Annotated in this window: 13 protein-coding genes; 3 read left to right on the top strand and 10 right to left on the bottom strand. The window is 41.7% G+C overall.

Annotated features, from left to right (window positions below):
• Positions 1–74: 74 nt before the first annotated feature.
• From HC965_RS00580 to HC965_RS00565, 4 genes are all read right to left on the bottom strand, one after another.
• Positions 75–938, bottom strand: coding sequence for a glycine betaine ABC transporter substrate-binding protein (locus HC965_RS00580; protein WP_191029602.1), 864 nt, complete (start codon positions 936–938; stop codon positions 75–77).
• Positions 939–986: 48 nt separating this feature from the next.
• On the bottom strand, positions 987–1,814 hold the full coding sequence (locus HC965_RS00575) for a proline/glycine betaine ABC transporter permease (protein ID WP_191029601.1): 828 nt from the start codon (positions 1,812–1,814) through the stop codon (positions 987–989).
• A complete protein-coding gene (locus tag HC965_RS00570; protein WP_073342548.1) occupies positions 1,811–3,037 on the bottom strand; it encodes a glycine betaine/L-proline ABC transporter ATP-binding protein in 1,227 nt (408 codons plus the stop codon). Before HC965_RS00570 ends, HC965_RS00575 begins: the two co-directional genes overlap by 4 nt.
• A 297-nt stretch (positions 3,038–3,334) precedes the next feature.
• The gene (locus HC965_RS00565; protein WP_191029600.1) at positions 3,335–3,673 is read right to left on the bottom strand and encodes an MGMT family protein; all 339 of its coding nucleotides are present in this window, start codon (positions 3,671–3,673) and stop codon (positions 3,335–3,337) included.
• Between the two features lie 83 nt (positions 3,674–3,756).
• On the opposite strand from HC965_RS00565, the gene HC965_RS00560 reads away from it, so the two are divergent.
• Entirely contained in the window at positions 3,757–5,139 is a 1,383-nt protein-coding gene (locus HC965_RS00560) for an LruC domain-containing protein (protein WP_191030029.1), read from the top strand.
• Positions 5,140–5,217: 78 nt separating this feature from the next.
• On the opposite strand, the gene HC965_RS00555 is transcribed toward HC965_RS00560, so the two are convergent.
• The 4 genes from HC965_RS00555 to HC965_RS00540 all read right to left on the bottom strand — a co-directional run bounded on the left by HC965_RS00555 (position 5,218) and on the right by HC965_RS00540 (position 12,849).
• The gene (locus HC965_RS00555; protein WP_370539958.1) at positions 5,218–7,965 is read right to left on the bottom strand and encodes a substrate-binding domain-containing protein; all 2,748 of its coding nucleotides are present in this window, start codon (positions 7,963–7,965) and stop codon (positions 5,218–5,220) included.
• Between the two features lie 533 nt (positions 7,966–8,498).
• Positions 8,499–9,386 (bottom strand): carbohydrate kinase, encoded by an 888-nt coding sequence (locus HC965_RS00550; protein ID WP_191029598.1) that lies wholly within the window; start codon positions 9,384–9,386, stop codon positions 8,499–8,501.
• A gap of 35 nt (positions 9,387–9,421) precedes the next feature.
• Positions 9,422–10,591 (bottom strand): MFS transporter, encoded by a 1,170-nt coding sequence (locus HC965_RS00545; protein ID WP_191029597.1) that lies wholly within the window; start codon positions 10,589–10,591, stop codon positions 9,422–9,424.
• A 425-nt stretch (positions 10,592–11,016) separates the two neighbouring features.
• A complete protein-coding gene (locus tag HC965_RS00540; RefSeq protein WP_191029596.1) occupies positions 11,017–12,849 on the bottom strand; it encodes a GH32 C-terminal domain-containing protein in 1,833 nt (610 codons plus the stop codon).
• A gap of 297 nt (positions 12,850–13,146) precedes the next feature.
• Here HC965_RS00540 and HC965_RS00535 point away from each other — a divergent pair, with 297 nt between their 5' ends.
• A complete protein-coding gene (locus HC965_RS00535) occupies positions 13,147–14,742 on the top strand; it encodes a C39 family peptidase (RefSeq protein WP_191029595.1) in 1,596 nt (531 codons plus the stop codon).
• 5 nt (positions 14,743–14,747) lie between these two features.
• Positions 14,748–15,464, top strand: a complete 717-nt coding sequence (locus HC965_RS00530; protein ID WP_191029594.1) for a hypothetical protein — start codon at positions 14,748–14,750, stop codon at positions 15,462–15,464.
• A gap of 94 nt (positions 15,465–15,558) precedes the next feature.
• Here HC965_RS00530 and HC965_RS00525 read toward each other — a convergent pair whose 3' ends face one another.
• Entirely contained in the window at positions 15,559–17,127 is a 1,569-nt protein-coding gene (locus HC965_RS00525) for a glycoside hydrolase family 32 protein (protein ID WP_191029593.1), read from the bottom strand.
• Between the two features lie 32 nt (positions 17,128–17,159).
• Positions 17,160–18,551: a DUF4960 domain-containing protein gene (locus HC965_RS00520; RefSeq protein ID WP_191029592.1), complete on the bottom strand. Its 1,392-nt coding sequence runs from the start codon at positions 18,549–18,551 to the stop codon at positions 17,160–17,162.
• Positions 18,552–18,575 lie beyond the last annotated feature (24 nt).

Here is an 18,575-nt window from a genome sequence, read left to right as displayed (position 1 = left end):
CCTGTTACATGTCAGTACGTTTTTACTCTCATCCAACTACTGATTCGTATTATTTAATCAATCTATTCATCTATTTATTCCTTTGATTTCGGTATCCAGCTATCCACCAACTGCCGATGTTCATCCCGCCATTTGCGTGCTATGTCTTCTTCGTCCATCCGGGCGTCTTTCATAGCTGTCATAAAGGAGCTGAGTTCCTCTGTCGTTAATTTGATATTACTAAAGAACTCCGCTGCGAAAGGGTCTTTTTCACTGAATCCCTTCCAGGCGATGGCATGGATTTCTTCCAAGTCACCATATACTTTCTTCGGGTCTTCCAGGAATTTCAAATCAAACTGATCAAACATCCAGTGTGGTGTCCATCCTGTAATAACTATCCATTCGCCTTTCTCCATCGCTTTTTTCAGAGATGCAAGCATCGTCGAGCTACTTGAAGTCAGCAGTGTATAGCCGTCAAGGCCATAAGCTGAGATGGCTTTATCCGTGGTTTTCATGATTCCTGCACCGGCATCGATTCCGACTATTTCAGAAGAGAACCGGTCTTTATTGGCGGCCAGTTCATCAATGGAATTAATGGTAACGTATTGAGGTACGACCAGTCCGACACGTGCTTCTCCATATACTTCGCCCAAAAATTCGATGCTGTCACCATACTGGTCCATATAATCTTTCATTGTTATCGGTAACCAAGTATCCAAAAAGACATCTGAATTCTTTCCTGATATGGATACGAAGATGGGTGCAAGGTCGGCATTCTGTAGTTCAACCTCGTATCCTTGTTCTTCCAGTACCACTTTTGCCAAATGGCTCATGGCTATTCCTTCCAACCAATTGGCATAGGCTATTTTTACTTTTTTCTTATTTGAGTCGGAATTCGTACAGGAAGCCAGCAAAAACAAAGCGGACAGTACGATTCCTACTAATTTATATATTCTCATTTTTATTCCTTTCTGTTTTCTGTCTTTCTTGTTTTCGTTCTTTCTATTTTAATCCTTCTTACTTTTTCTTCCTGCCATTCCTTGTGTGATACGGTCTAGGATTATAGCCAAGATAACCACTGCTATACCGCCTTCAAATCCGAGTCCGATTTTCATTTGGGTAATACCCTTTAATACGATTTCTCCCAAACCACCGGCAGCAATCATTGCGGCGATTACGACCATGGAAAGTGACATCATGATTGTTTGGTTTACTCCGGTCAGGATAGTAGGCAACGCCAAAGGAAGCTGTACTTTATAAAGTAACTGCCAGCGGGTAGCTCCGAACGAGCGGGAAGCTTCCACTACATTTTTAGGAACTTGCCGGATTCCCAATCCGGTAAGCCGGACTACAGGCGGCATGGCAAAAATGATGGTGGCAAACACTCCGGGCACTGCCCCTAAGCCGAAAAAAAGAACGGCAGGAATCAGATAAACAAAAGCAGGCATAGTCTGCATCAAGTCAAGAATGGGGCGGAGTATCTTATCCGCACGCGGACTGTTTGCCGTCCACACTCCTAAAGGAACACCGACAATCAATGCCAGGCAGGTAGATGATAATACGAGAGCCAAGGTTTGCATGGTTGCTTCCCAAAATCCCATGCCGTAGATTAGTAATAAGCCTAATACCGTGAAGATACCTGTTCCGCGTCCTGCTTTCATCCAGGCTGCGACGGCAAGTACGAGGATGGTTATATAAAAGGGGATTCCGAAAAGGATGTGTTGAAATCCGATAATGAAACTGCCGAGACCTGCATTCACGGCATCAAAAAAAGTGGCGAAATGTACCATCATCCAATTGATGGCACTTTCTATATATTGTCCTATATTTATCATAAATCTATTGCGTTTTGGATTATTTCGTTTATTTCTTCTTTATCTTTTCCTGTCACTTCAATGATTAAGGATGATAGTGGGATAGTTCCCAGAAATTCGTGTGTTTCATCAATCACCCAAACCGGTGAATTACTTTTTGTCATCAGAGGGAGAATATCTTCCAATACTGTGTCGCATAATACTGAATGGACTTCTGTCCGTACAATTGGTTCTATGGATTTCTCCTGTTTACTACGCAGTTTAAGCAGGTCATTCAGACGCACCTCTCCTACCAACTTGTCGTCGGCATCTATGACAGGAAGCACTGTTATATTCTTCGCACGCATTTTACGGATCAGTACTTCGGGCCCCTCTTTCTTCAAGCGGGCAACCAATGGTTTGTCAATCATCAAGGATGAAGCGGTAATAATCTTGCTTCTGTCTACGTTTTCTACGAAGCGGGCCACATAGTCGTTAGCGGGTTCAGTCAGAATTTCTTCTGAAGTTCCTACTTGTACGACTTCCCCGTCTTTCATAATAGCAATACGGTCACCCAGTTTGATTGCTTCGCTCAAGTCGTGGGTAATGAAGACAATGGTCTTTTTCATCTTTGATTGCAAAGCCAGCAGTTCATCCTGCATCTGTACGCGAATCAGAGGGTCGAGGGCGGAGAAAGCCTCATCCATCAAAAGTACTTCGGGATTATTGGCCAAGGCACGGGCTAGCCCGACACGTTGTTGCATCCCACCGGAAAGCTCACCTACCATTTGATTCTCGTAACCTTTCAGCCCGACTAGCTTCATACTTTCCATGGCTTTCTTTTCACGTTCTTCTTTCTTCACTCCCTGAAGTTCGAGTCCAAATGCGATATTATGTAATACGGAACGATGGGGCAACAACCCGAAGTTCTGAAAAACCATAGCCAGTTCTTTCCGACGGACTTGCAAAAGTTCTTTTTCGGAAACTTTGGAAATATCTACTCCATTGACGAGTACTTGCCCCGATGTGGGGCGTATCAAACGGTTTATACAACGTAGTAATGTCGATTTTCCACTGCCGGAGAGTCCCATTATTACAAAAAATTCTCCTTCGTTAATTGAAAGATTGGCATCTTTCACTCCTACCGTACAACCGGTATCTTTCAGGATTTCCGCTTTGCTCTTATCTTCTTTCAGCATCTTGAGTGCTTTCTGTTTCTCATGACCGAAGATGAGATATAAATCCTTTATTTCTATTTTGCTCATATAATATATTGGTTTAGATTATAATATTTGTTTTGTTTTCAACTGTTGCGCTTATCATTCTCACCAATGATAAACAAGTTGAAAGTTCGCTTGGTTCGGTCACGTTACATTATAACATGACAACCTGATGAGTTTTTAATGATTAAAAAAACAGACTGAGTAGTTTAAAAGGAATAGTATTTGATAAGATTATCCTCTCAATGAACAGTAAAAAACAGTATTTTTATATATGAATTACAGCCTGTTTTTGCATATTGTTAGTGCAAAGATAGGCAAAATAGATTAAAGATGCAAATTTTATTCAGAAACGGAGTAGTTCCAAAGATGCTTTTTCAAGTCTACACACCCATTTTGTTTGAAAGAAATCCCTTCTTCCAAGAGTAATAGTTTTTGCTCTTCCCAACCGGGAACGAGACGCCCCGATGCATTGACAACCCTATGACAAGGCGCAGAAACGTCATCCGGCACTTGCTTCAAGGCACGACCTACCATGCGGGAGCATTGAGGTATTCCCAATAATGCAGCTATACCACCATAAGTGGAAACTTTACCTGAAGGAATTTCACAGACCACCTGATATACTTCTTGGCAGAAGTTATCGGAAAGGCTCGCTTTATCAACTTTATAATCTTTCATTACTCGGATTTCTACTTATTTGGTTTTCAAAGCTAGGCAAAAAGAAGAAAATTTGCAAATAATTAGGAGACTTCAAATAAAATCTGCAACTTTATTTGCTTAATATGCAAATAATCCCGACCTTTGTAACCATTAAAAGCAACCCAATTATTAACAAAACAAGCACTGCTATTATGAAAAAGAAGACTGCGCTGTTGGCTTCTTGCTTATTAGGAACATTCGCTTTCAGTTCCTGCGAGAAGAACCTTTATGATGAAAGCAAACAACCCGAGAAAGAAATTCATGTAAAAGACCTTGAGATACCGGAAGATTTCCAATGGAAATTGACTCAGGCAGCCAGCGGAAATGTATCAGCTACTACTCCTACCACTGTTTCTCTTTTTCTGGATGAGGCATGTAGTGAAGGAGAAAGATTAGGAATGGATATCCCTGTAGATGCAGAAACCTCAAGTCTTCCTATAAGTATTCCTACTTACGCAAAAACGTTGTATGCTCAATATGAAACCACTAATAATGGTATAAAGAAAGTAGCCATACCTGTTGCAGACGGACACTTCTCACTGAACATTACTGATGCTAAGGTTAATAAAACTCGTGCAATCACACGCGGCAATGATATAGAAGATGATACAAAAAAAGTAGAAGGAGTCATTTATCATCCCAAGAATGGTTGGGGAACAATCATGTTCGAAGACCAATTCCCTTCATTAGGAGATTATGATTTCAATGATTTTGTAGTAAATTATAAGGTACAATTCCAAGGTCTGAAAAAGGATGGTAAAAAATATACTGCAAAATACATACAGATAGGTTTACGCCTAAGAGCTGTTGGTGGAATATTCCCTTATTCTCCTTATTTAAGGTTGAAAGAGATAGATCCTGATGAAATAGAAAGTATAGAAGTGTATGAGTCAAATAACATAAACCCTGCACCTGATGAAATAAAACTCATCCCCAATAAACATATTGTTCTTGATTGCAGCCTATTAACTAAAAATCTGCATAAGCCCGCAGGTAGCCAATATTTTAATACAGAAAAGAAAGCTTTGGTGACTACGGGTGACTTACCTGAAGTTCATATTCTGATTGAATTAAAGGATAGAAAAGAAGTAAAAGAAATATTGAAAGACGATGAATTCGATTTATATCTAAAACGCAGTGATAGCGGAACAGAAATTCATATGAATGGCATTGAACCGGTAGTTTACAAATATCCATTCAACGATAAGAACTTACTTCCGGTACGTGAATCAGATGGAGATGAAGAAGACGATAATTACTATTTTAGTAAAGAACGCCTGATTTGGGGATTGAGAGTACCGGGTAATGCAGCACATGCCATTGAAGGAGCTGATTTCCTGAAAGCTTATAAAGGCTTTGCCAAATGGGCCCAAAGTGGTGGCAAGAATGAACAGAATTGGTATAATCAAGGAAATGCCGACGAAAGTCTATTGATACATAATTAATCCATATATATAAATCCCGGTAAGTATTGAAAGCTCAACTTACCGGGATTTATTGTATCTTGATGTGAAGGAGTCATTCTATCCTTTTCTCTTCAACAAATCCGTCGGACTCTCACCAAACTGTTCCTTATAGCATTTAGTAAAATAAGAAGGAGAACTGAAGCCAACTTCATAACCTATTTCAGAGACAGTCATATCCGATGAAGCAAGCAGGGAAGCCGCTTTCTTCAGGCGGGCAATTCGAAGTAATTCATTAGGAGAATAGTTAGTCAGGGATTTTATCTTACGATAAAGCTGCACACGGCTTAGTCCCATATCTTTGCCCAAATCTTCTACGTTCAAATTGGAGTCTCCCATTTTCGCATCAATCAAGGCTTTGAATTTTTCTACAAAGTCCTTGTCCATATCACAGACGTCTTCTTTTGCTAATGTCTGTCCGTCACCAAAGAATTGTTTCAGGCGACGATGTGAATCTATCAGGTTGCGGACACGTGCCAGTAGTAATTGCGAACTGAAAGGTTTGGAGATATAAGAATCTGCGCCACCGTCGTATCCCTGAATTCGTTGTTCATCTAAGGAACAGGCTGTGAGTAGGATAACAGGGATATGGCATGTTTGTAATTCGCTTTTCAGTCGGCGACAACATTCAATGCCGTCAATACCAGGCATCATCACATCGGAGATAATCAAATCCGGAACATATTTCATAGCTTTGCGGATACCTTCCGAGCCGTCGGCTGCTTCAATGACGGTATAGTCAGTATGAAGCAATCCATGAACATATGAACGGATATCTGCATTATCATCAATGATAAGCACGGAAGGCTTGGAAGAGTCATAACTTTTTCCCAGTTCCTCTTCCTCTTCAATGGGTAAAGCGTCATTCAGGGAAGAAGCTTCGGAAATAGAGGATGCCGGAGAGTCTTCCAAAATAGATATTTCACAGGTTCGTATCGGCAAATCTACCGTAAAGACAGTTCCCTGTTTTTCATCACTTTCCACAGAGATAGTTCCGCCGTGCAGTTCTACGAATGCCTTTACTAATGCCAGTCCTATTCCCGAACCGGCATGGTGCATATCTATTTTATAGAAACGTTCAAAAATACTTCGGATATGTTCTGCGGAAATCATTGAACCGGTATTGGCGATGGTAAAACGAATCCACTGGCTATCTTCTTTCGTCAACGAGGCCAGGCGGACTGTTACTTTTCCATTCTCGGGAGTAAACTTAAAGGCATTGGAGAGCAGATTGAAATAAATGCGTTCCAGTTTCTCTATATCCGCCAATGTATGGTAATCCGTATCCGACATATTGTCAAAAGAGAAATGAATATGCTTTTTGCGGGCTGCTGCCAGGAAAGATTCGTTCCAACTTTCGAAAGAGGAAAGAATATCTACCGGAACGGGAGTATATTCCATCTTGCCATTTTCGTATTTACGGAAATCCAATATCTGATTGACCAGGCGCAAGAGGATATTTACGTTTCGTTGTATCAGCATCAACATTCGATGCTGGTCACCACTTAATGTTTTATCAGCCAACAAATGCTCTACCGGGTCGGCAACCAAAGTTAATGGAGTACGGAAATCATGAGAGATGTTCGTAAAGAAAACAAGTTTGGCATGGGTAGCTTCTTCCAGTTGATGGGAAAGCTGTATTAATTGGTCACGCTGTTCTTCCAGTTTATCGCGTTGTTCCTCTAACTTATCCCGTTGTTCTTCCAGTTTATCGCGCTGCTCTTCCAACTGTCTCTTTTGTTCCGACAATTCTTTATTCAGCCTGTTTTTAGAGCGAAGCGACTTATAAACAACTACTAATAATCCTGCCACCAATAAAAGAATGACCAAACCGCCATACATGACAACCTGCTGCGTAGCTACACGTGACAGATACCCGCCGATACGTCCGTTTAAGGTTTCTATTTTCCGGTCCAGTTCTGATATATGAGTAGTCTGAAGTTGCATGACGTGTGCGTTCGTACGGTCTACAACAGCAGTATTCATCACAGTTTCTCTAGGATAAGGCTTTTTCTCAAGGATGTTCATTGCCAACTGCAATACCTTGTCGCCATTGGTAGGATAAATAAAGGTAGCGTCCAGTACACTGTCTAGAACTAGTTCAAGCCCGTTTCCTTTACCCGGTAGGGCGTCGATGCCGACAAACATCATTTCCTTTTCCCGTCCCACTTTCTTGGCGGCCTGATAAGCGCCCGGAGCTATACGGTCATTATGAGCATATACGGCATCAATCTTCGGATTACGACGAAGCATACTATCCATTTCCACTTCTGCCGGGCCACACTCCCAGGCAGCATCCGCTTTATCAATCAGTTTGACGTCCGGGAAGTTACTGATGGCAGCCATAAAGCCCTGATGCCGTTCCATAGCAGGAGTCGAGCCACCTAATCCGGTAAGCTCCACCACATTTCCTTTTCCTTTCAGGCTGGATGCAATGTAGTTTCCCGCCGCACGGCCTATTTCATAATTATCAGCACCGATATATGCAGTATATTTATCAGAAAGAATCTTCCGGTCTACCAAAACAATAGGTATTCCCTTTTGATAGGCTTCTTCCACTATCGGGGTCATGGGAGCTGCCTCGTTGGCAGAGATTATCAGCAAATCAACTCCTTTGTCAATAAAATAATGAACATCTTCTGCCTGCCGGCGATTATCATCTCCGGCAGAACGTATTTCGACCGATACCCCGTCATAGAACATCGCTTCACGGAGAATCTCATCATTCATCTTATGCCGCCATGAATCATCGCTACATTGAGCCACCCCAATACGGAAACGAGGAGCATCCTGCCGACAGGCAGCCATTCCAAGAAAACAAAGCAATACTGCTATCCAATGCAAATATCTCATAGTATCATCATTTCTTTGCAAATTATATCTTCTATCACATTGTTTATCACTATATCGGGATAAAGATAATAGTTTTCTCCTAAAAAGCAGAATGCAAGTGGCCCTAAATCGACTTTATTAACAAGTATCCTCCACCGAAAAGACCCGATTCTATCAAACAGGGAATTATTAACAAAAGTGTAAAGCGTCAATAAAACACTTAATCAATGTTATAAAACATCTCTTTTTATTTGGATTATTTGCAGATTCCACAGAAGTCCGTATCTTTGCAATGTGTTTTTCATAGTATTAGATTTAAGGTTAACAAAGGTTGGAGCAAGGCGTTGCTCCTTTTTTTATGCCCGTACCTCACTTTAGCCATAAAAATAAAGCAAACAAACCATATAAAAAACTCCTGCTCCAATCATCATACCATAAATAAGAGAATAAAAAAGAAAGAGGTATATCCCAAAAATGAAATATACCTCACTTATATAAAAAATTAAGGATTACAATATTCTTTCTTTCAGCACCGCAGGAAGTTCCGGCATCGCGCCACGCTGCGTACAAACATAAGCGGATACTTCCACAGCCAACTTATGAGCTTCGGGCACCGTCTTTCCGTTGAGGACAGAAGCACAGAAAGCCGCCGTAAAAGAATCACCTGCTCCTACCGTATCGGCTACGGGAACTCTTGGAGTCTCCTGAAAAGAAACGACACCCGGAGTAAATACATAGCTGCCATTGATTCCGCAAGTCAGAATCAACATCTTCAGATTGTACTTAGCCAACAAAATCCAGCACTTATCCTGCAAGTCGATGCCGGGATAACCGAACATACGGCTGATAGTCACCAGTTCTTCATCGTTAATTTTCAAGACATTGCAACGTTGGAAAGACTCGCGCAACACTTCTTTTGTGTAGAAGTCCTGGCGGAGATTGATGTCGAATATCTTCAGTTGTCCGTCTATATCGGGCATTGTATCCAAAAAGCGGTTGATAGTGGCACGGCTTACGTCATTGCGCTGTGCCAACGAGCCGAAGCAGACAGCACGAGTGTTCAGAGCCAGGCGTTTCAGTTCGTCCGTGAAAGGAATGTTATCCCAGGCAACGCCTTCTTTGATTTCATAACAGGGTACACCTTCCGTATCCAGTGTCACCTGCACCGTGCCCGTAGGATAGTCCACCCGTTCAATCTGCGTCTTCAGTTTCTTTTCCTTGAATACTTCCATAATCTCGTCACCCAATTCGTCATTGCCTACCGCACTGACTACACGGCTGTCAAAACCAAATTGTGAAACATGGTAAGCAAAGTTTGCAGGTGCGCCACCTATTTTCTTTCCTTCGGGCAGCACGTCCCATAGTGCTTCGCCCATTCCTACTATTATATTATTCATGATAAACAGAGTTTAATTGATTCCCAAATATAAAATTATTTTCTGATACGGAGCGTATAAAACAGCAGATAAAGTACGCCGATTGTCATAACGGCAATCGCACCGTTTTGTCCCATAGAGGTATCCGAAGCCAGCCCCATTGCCAACGGGAATACCGTTCCACCGAAAAGCCCCATAATCATCAAGCCGGAAACTTCATTTTTCTTACCCGGCAGATAAAGTAATGCCTGCGAGAAGATGACGGAGAATACATTAGAGTTACCAAAACCAATCAAGGCGATGCAAGCATAGATAATTGCTTTTTCGTGGAAGATAAACAAACCTATCATGGCGATTAACATCATCACTACACTGATGCCGAAGAAAGATTTCGGAGACATCTTACGCAAGATGAAAGATCCCAGGAAGCAGCCTGCCGTACGGAAGATAAAATAAAGGCTTGTTGCAAAAGCAGCATCGTCCAATCCCATGCCGATACGTTCCATCAGGATCTTCGGGGCGGTAGTGTTTGTACCTACGTCGATGCCGACATGACACATGATGCCAATAAAACAAAGCAGGATGAACGGTTTGCCGAGCAAAGCCAGACATTGCCCGAAAGTAGACGGTTTGCCTTCTTCTTTCTCTTCTTCAATCTGCGTGACGTTGAGCAGGAGAATGGCGATGACGGCTACTATCATATAAATCGGGAAAAGAATGCGCCAGCCCAGGTCGAAAGACGGAATGGCTTGCGTTGCTCCCCACATGGCGATATACGGTGCAAGGAAAGAAGCAATCGCTTTCACGAATTGACCGAAAGTAAGGCTACTTGCCAGGCGGTCACCTCTCACGATGTTGGAAAGCAGCGGATTCAGGGAAGTCTGCATCAATGCGTTTCCGATGCCCAACAGAGAGAAGGAAATCAGCATCAGCATATAGCTGTCGCCGAAAATGGGTAATAGCAACGAAGCGAACGTCACAAGCAGACTAAGCAATACGGTTTTCTTCTGACCGATGCGGCTCATCAGCATGCCTGTCGGTACGGAGAAAATCAAGAACCAAAAAAAGACCAGCGAGGGGAATATATTCGCCTGTGAGTCTGACAGACCGAGGTCTGCCTTTACATAATTGGAGGCAATGCCTACCAGGTCAACGAATCCCATGGCGAAGAAGCAAAGCATCACCGGGATTAGTTTGGAGAGAGAAGAGTTTTTACTGTTGTCCATTATTATATCTTTTACTTAAATTTTAAACGCTCACCTTTTGCGCATTCATTCCCGCACGGTTTTGAATCAACTTGAACTTACGTATATTAGCACACAGACATTAAGATGCAATATTCAGATTGTTAAGACATAGCAACCGGAGTATATAGGGATGACATATTAATGATTATAAGATTGAATGTACGAGATGCTCATCTCGTCATGTATGACATGCTCATCCGGTGCTGTACGAGATGCTCATCTGGTAATACATGAGATGCTCATCTCGTACATTCAATCTAACTGAGATTTATATGCTATCTATTAATGAAACACATGCTATCCTTTAATGAACAGCGGGATAGCTACAAACGGCTGACAAGTTAACAATTACTTCCTTTCCGTACCGGGAATGAATACCCGAAAGAAGTATAAATAGAAGAAACTTATAGCTTCAACCTGTAAACTACAAATGAATCTACTTTGTAAGCTCCGCCCTTGCTGTAAAAGTCAATGTGGCGGTAAGGTTCCGACGGAAATACCTGGTTGGTCATCGCAAAACGTCCGCCGTCTCCAAAGGCTTCCACACTTGACTTATCGACAAACAGACGGAGTTTCAACTCATCCTTACCGCTTTCAATAGCCGTCCAGGTCAGCATCGGAAAGTTCTCGTTGAAACCGACATCTCCGCTTTTGCGACGATTCATAGAGAATTTATTCTCTTTCATATCATATTGCATATCCACTTCCTCACCTTTATCGTTGTAGAGACGGAAGCCGATAATGTCTGCCTGTTGGTTCTTGATGGTCAGTTCTATTTCGTAAGCGCCTTCGTTGCCCGGAATCATTTCTTTGACCGTGCGTGTTCCGCTTACTTTGAACGAACGTTTCTTTGAGATATCACGTAGTTTCAGCAGTTCGGGAGAAGGGGCGGATTTAAGATAAATTCCACCGTCTACGGAGAACAGGCTCAAATCGCGGGGAACGGAGTTCGGACTGCGGTATTGGGAAGTCGGAACATCGTTGGCATACTGCCAGTTGCTCATCCATGCGATAGCGATACGACGGTTGTCGGGAGCATCGCTCCAGGTTACAGTTGCGTAATGGTCTTTTCCCCAGTCCATCCATTTGGTAGCTTCCGGCTGATTGTCGCAAACAAATTTCTTTCCGTCGAAGCTGCCGACAAAATACTGGGTGGCGGAATCTCCGAAAGGACCATCGCCAAGACTGCAAAGCAGTACCCATTTCTTTTCATTTGTTCCTTCCACGGGAAGTTCGAAGAGGTCGGGACATTCCCACACATTACCGTGGGCGCCGTATCCTTCGCCGAAGCTACTTTCAAATGTCCAGTCTTTCAAGTTCGGAGAAGAGAAGATTTGCATTTCCTGTCCTACGGCAAGCACTTGAATCCAGCGCTTTGTTCCTTCGTACCAAAAGACTTTCGGGTCGCGGAAGTCGCGGGCTTCGGAAACCAGGACAGGGTTGTTTTCGTATTTGGTGAACGAACGTCCGTTGTCGGTGCTGTAAGCGATACTTTGCACCTGACGGTCGCCGTTTTGTGTATAGATGGCGATGATTGCGCCTGCGCCGAAGCCGGCGGTATTGTCAAAGTCTACGACAGCCGAGCCGCTAAAGATGGTTCCGAAAGCATCCGGCGTGATAGCGTCAGGACGGTGTTCCCAGTTAATCAGGTCTTTGCTGATGGCATGTCCCCAGTTCATATTCCCCCATTTGGAGCCGTAAGGATTGTGCTGATAGAACAGGTGATATTCACCGTCTTTATATACCATTCCGTTCGGGTCGTTCATCCATCCGTAGAGAGGTGAGAAATGGTACAGGGGACGGAACTTTTCACGGTTGCCGGTATCGAAAGTATCAGATAACTTCATTTCCTTGCAACAGGCAGTGTTGTCCGGTGAAAGGTTGACACGAACCGGGTCATTCGAATTCAGTTTGAATTTGAAAGAAATCAGTTGGCCGGAATAGTCGGAAAGGTCTACCGGAACAAAGTAATCCACTTTATTGATAGCCAGCCGGACGTCGAAGTTCTTTACTTCTTTATTATTAACAATCATGTTGATACGTACATCGGGAGACGCATCTTCTACGGGCAACAGCAGGTATTTCTGATTCGTGTTGACACGCACCAGGCAATAACCTTCTCCCAAATTGCGGATGGATAAGGAAGAACCGGTCGCTTGGACAGAGAGTGAGACAGTCATTAGCGTAAAACAAATCAGAAGAGTCTGAAGTTTTTTTAAAGGCAAAAATACATTCATGTTTTATGGTATTAAGGTTGTTACTTATTTCAGGATATCACGTTTCTTGTAACAGTGCAAAGATAGGCGCAATGGAGCAGAGCGCCTATCACATTTGTTTCAAAAGATAAGAAAGATGTTACATGGATTAATAAATATCAGAAAAAGCAGATTATATTCAATCACTAAAAGGTATGCATATTCTTCTTACATAATCATATAGCGTAAAAAGTTTACGTTCTGAATAAAAATATTACGAATAAATAATCCTTTTATTTTTTTAATACTATCTTTGTCATATGTTTAAACACATTTATCATGAAAACATCTGATTGGAATGTAATTATTTGCATAATTATCTTGTTGACATCATGTGCCACAGAAGATTCATTAACTAAGTATGATTTAACATCTATAAAGACAGTCAACAATAGAGTAGCAATACAACTTATCGAACAAATGCAAAATCAAGAAGGAAGTTATCAGCAACTCAAACAACTCATACCTGATAAAAAAGTATTATTTGAATATACCATTATATCACATTCTGGAGCACAAGGTTCTTATTACTCTATACCTTATGTAAATACAGAAAATATTATTGAAGGGTGCATTATCTATCCTATAGACAAATGTCCATCCTTTGATAATGGAATATTAGGTAAACCTATACAAATGAACTGTAAAATATTAAATGAGGATATTCCTATTGTTAAGCAATTTTTTTATTCTATTCCATTTATCAAATGGAATAAAAATGGGCTTAGAGTAACTGAAGCACTAATGACTCCAGCAAAACTGCTAAGTGACAAAAATCTAACTATTACAACTAATGAACCACAAACACGGATTGCAAACGATGTGTGGGGAGATGGTATAGAAATTAATTTAGAACTTAGGTATACCGATTATGGCTATATATCAGATAACCATGGAATCCCTGATTATAATATTATCTCGATTAATATTGGACTACTAATTAGAGAACTGGAATTATATCTAAAAGATTCTTATATCTTTGTTGATGACGTCAATATAAAAAGCGGACTTTTAAATGACCAATTAATCATAGATATAAAACTCAACGAACTTTTCTCTGAAAAAAAGACAAAAGTATTTATTGAAGAAGCAATAATTGATTATTTAGAATATGGCATATCACGTTATGCCAGGTTCTCGTTAGAATGTACATATACTTACAATCTCTATATAACAGGCAGAAACCCTGAATTATATAAAGCACATGCAGAAGAACTACTTGGCGGAGGATCTTATATAGGAGGAAGCACTCGACCTTCACATAGTGAACCACCATCTGATGGAGATGACAAAAAAGATACGATACCAACTCAACTACCAAGCGTCGAACTTATGAATTTTAAGAACTTTGTGGGTTATGATAAAACGAAAGACTGTTTAAAAGCTGCAAAATTGATTTTAACAGCATATGGACTAAAAGACTTTGGTTCCTCCGAACATGTTTATGAGTTAATGCATGAAGTAAATGGAAAATTAGAAAGATATGGTAATGACCCAGAAAAGAATTTCCAAAATGCAATGGATTGCATAGTACGCCATATAGACGCAAAAAGACCTATAATAGTGGGAGTTAATCATAAAATGGGAACAGGTAGAAATAATGGAACAGTAGATCATTTTATTGTTATTACAGGATATAGTGAAGATGATAAAGGAGAATATTTCACCTATATGGAAACAGCAAGATACCAAAGAAGTGCTAGTTCGGCATGTGACTTAAATAAGAATAGAATATACTTTTCATCTCCACCGCCTTTATTAGAAGCCAAAAACTCTTACCTATCTAACCCTAATTATAAATATCAAATAACCCAAGTTCGTCCTAATGATGGCGATTACGAAGGAACTATTCAACAAATCCAAAAGAACAAATAAATATCATGAAGAGAATTTTTGCATTTTCCATCATTAGTCTCATAGTAGCATCAACATTTGCCCAAGAATGGACTATGAAGCAAATATTAGATTATTTGCCGACATGTACAGTATATCCATTTATCAATGCTAAACAATGGCCTGAAGCACAAAAGCAATTTATAAAAACACCTATCGGTTTTAAAGATTATTGGGGAGAACTTCCTATTTATTCATGGGAAGATATTCAGTGTACACAAAAGACGGAGTTTCCTCAAGAAGATGCCGCATTATATTTAAAATTTATACCATTTAATGAAAAATATATATTAGTAGTTGCAGATATCGGTGTGTCTGACCCTCGAAAACAGTTATTAATAACTTATACTAATGAGGGGAAGATTATTGACTGGATTGAATGTGAAGTTGCATGGGCTACAGATGAAATATACACTATCAAGCAATGGAAAGTAGACAAAAACCCAAATGAACTATATGTTACAATCTACCATATCAAACCTACCTCTTCAGCAAAACATATAGATATAAATGAGTTAATTACAAATAGACCCTCTTTCAATGGACAACGCATTGATACAGAATATAAAATTAACGATACGGGACATTTTATAAAAGTATCACAAATAGAATACGTTTCCAAAGATTATTCCTATGATGACCTTAATAGTACAACTCTAAACATTTGGGATGGAAAAGAAGTACAAATAAATAATGATAAGTAAGAAATACTATACCCTAACTTATCGCTGTTCTAAATCTTACTTATAAGCAAAGAGTTTTAAGAATAAGCGATAAGTTGAGAGTATAAATAAACTATCAATAAGTACTCAATTTTATTTCGGATACGGTCACTTCACCGTCGGAGCAGAAGACAGACCAGGGATTCTTAGGCAAATCATACACCCGATTGGTGAATGCGAAAGCATCGTTGACGTAGAATACACAAACAGATTGTTCCGTGTACATCTTGATGCGGTATGTACCATCGGCGGATTTCTCAAAAGGAACTTCCGTGATGTCTTTCCGTTCGGTCACTTCTCCGGTTTCCTCGTCTGTCACAACTTTGGCAAGTTTCAACATATTCCATCGAGCTTCGATAAAGAGACTGTATTTCACATTACGGTCGGTGCAGTCTACAAACGAGACTCCGAATACGGCTTCACTGTTTCCGGGTGCTTTCACCGTCATTTCTATCTTATTATTATCCTGCAAACGTCCGAAGCGAACGGAAGCGCCTGCTTTCAAGGTATAGGCTGAGGTATTTCCACTCACCTCTCCTGTTCTTGCTTTTTCTTCCCACACAACTGCTTGTGTATATTTGGCATTAATTGCGGCGGGGACATCCAGGCTTAACGTGCCATCTGCGTTCTGTACCAGTTTATGGGCTACCAAAGCGCCTGCCCAGTCGGCATTGGCTGCATTATCTTTTCCTTCACGAGTGGCACACCATCCCCAAAGATAACGGTCGCTTCCGTCGCTTGCCGACTTTCCGGCATAGAATGAAGTACCTTCCAACTTGCCTTCACGAGGCAGATAGCCGGGATAACCGCTATCCGGCAATCCCATCAGTCCGGCCAGTGTAGGCGCAAAGAAGTATTGCACCATGCGGGTTTCGTCTTTATCGGAGTAAATCATGTACCAGTAGTTTCCCATTTTAAATACATCCGGACATTCGTAGAATCGTCCCCATATATTGTTGAAGAAAGGTTCCTGCACAGTCCAGTTACGCAAGTCGGTGGAAGTAAAATGAGCGATGACGGATTTACCGTTTCTAATGGCAGATACTACCATGCGGTAGAGTCCGGCATCTTCGTCACGGAACACGTGCGGGTCGCGGAACTCATTCGGGTTATATCCTTCGGGGGCTTCGAGACGGAAAGAGTGGTCTTTTGTCCATGTGCGGCAATCGGCAGAGGTAGCCAACATCAACACTTCTTTCTTTTGGTCGCCTTTATAGTTGAACTTATGTCCCGTGTAGAAAGTATAATAAGTGCCGTCAGCATAAATCGTACCTCCGGTGCCTATGGCAGGGTCTTGTTCTGTCAATGCTCCGCAGGGGATTGCTTCACCAAAGGAAATATAAGAAGCCGCATCTTTTGTAGCGACGCAATGAATGGGGTGGAAAGTAGCCGCACCGTCGCGCCAGTCCTGAAGATAAAGGATACGAAATTCCTTGCTCACCGGGTCGAAGAATGGCATCGGGTCACCTACATAGCCCACTTGGGGCTTGTAGTAAGTGAAATAACTATCCGGTTCGGAACGGGTGAAATAGGTCGTAGTCTGATCCAACTGACGGTCGGTGATGACCGGATTGTCATCGTCGCTGCAAGCAGCGAACGATAACGTAAGTCCCAGTGACAATATACTGAATATCATAGTTTTCATAATAATGGTGTCTTTATATAGTTTAATAGGCATTATTCACATAAATAGTCGATAGCATTCTTGGTTAACTTCTCCGTATTCGGACGATACAGGTTGTCGCTGGTTCCGTTCTCACCATACCAGTCGTAAGAGCCTGAGCCGATACAGATTACTTTACCACTGCCATTGCGCGACGGGAATTCGGCTATTACTACCGCCTTTCTGTCTTCCTCCGCATCTACATCGCCATCCGAAGCGGCAAGGTCGATACCTCCTGTCTTTTCTCTCCAGTCGACCATGGTAGAGTATGCATCAGCCCAGTGTTCCTTGATTTGCGTCACCCACTGTGCAGTACTGTTCGTTGTATAATATCCTTTATCGAACAGGTAAGCTACATCTAAACGTCCGTCTTTCAATGTCAATCCGCGGAATAACGGATGGTCTTCATGTCCTTTGAATGAAACTCCCCAGGGAGCATCTGTCACAAATGCTTCCGATACAGAATTACCCCAACAGTTATTCGGTTCCTTACCATCCAAAGCAATCCCCCATTTACCTACATACTTCGTAGCAAAACGTGTCAACAACAGGTTGCCCCCTCCTTCGAAGTAAGAGCGCATGGCAGCAGAAACATCATCGGCTATTGATGGAAGATTGTCATGCGGATGGAAATCTCCATGCCACCAAATAGCTGTGTAACGGTTTAAATCTACACTTCCATTCTTTACGGCTTCGAAAGATATGTATTCTGACGCTGCGACAGTGTTCTTCATCCAAGCCCATGCAGCCTTTTCGTCATCGCTTTCCAACTGGTCGGCAGAAGCGGCCGTGCCGATGAAACCTGTAAACTTAACTTCGGTCGGTACGACGGTAACAGTATAAGCAGCAGTAGCGGTGCGATTGGTCACGGTAAATACGACCGGACTGGTAAAGTCGATGATATCTCCTGATTCGGGTTCGATAGTAGCTCCCTCGCTTGCCTGAATACTTACCAACATGGCTGTGACATCCGTAGCCAATGGCACATAGATAGTTATCTTCTTGACTGCTTCATCAATGCTGCCTAAATATGCTCCGGCTTTAAACTCTGTGATTCGAGCCTCATCACATTCTACGGTAAGGGTATAATCAAGAAAAACATTTCCGTTCGTCACTCTTACTACGACCGGCAATGTGAAATCAACCGGCGTACCGCTTTTTAAATTGGCTGTCGCTCCTTCTGAAAGGGTAAATTCGGGGGTAAGATTGGTAATATCCGTACCTACCGGAACGTGCACTTTCACAGTTTTGGCTATCTGGTCTATCTCGCCTGCCTGTTCGCCAATCCGGAAAGAAGTAATCCACACGTCATTGTCCAGTATCAGCGAAGAAGTATTATCGTCATCGCATCCGGCAGTCAAAAGCAGCAGTGCCGACAAGAATAACATATATATTTTCTGTATCATAGTGATTCTGTTTTTTAATAATTT

This window comes from Bacteroides sp. GM023 (assembly GCF_014750685.1).
GTDB lineage: Bacteria > Bacteroidota > Bacteroidia > Bacteroidales > Bacteroidaceae > Bacteroides.
The sequence above is the reverse complement of the archived record's forward strand: the minus strand, read 5'-3'. Positions and strand labels throughout refer to the sequence as shown.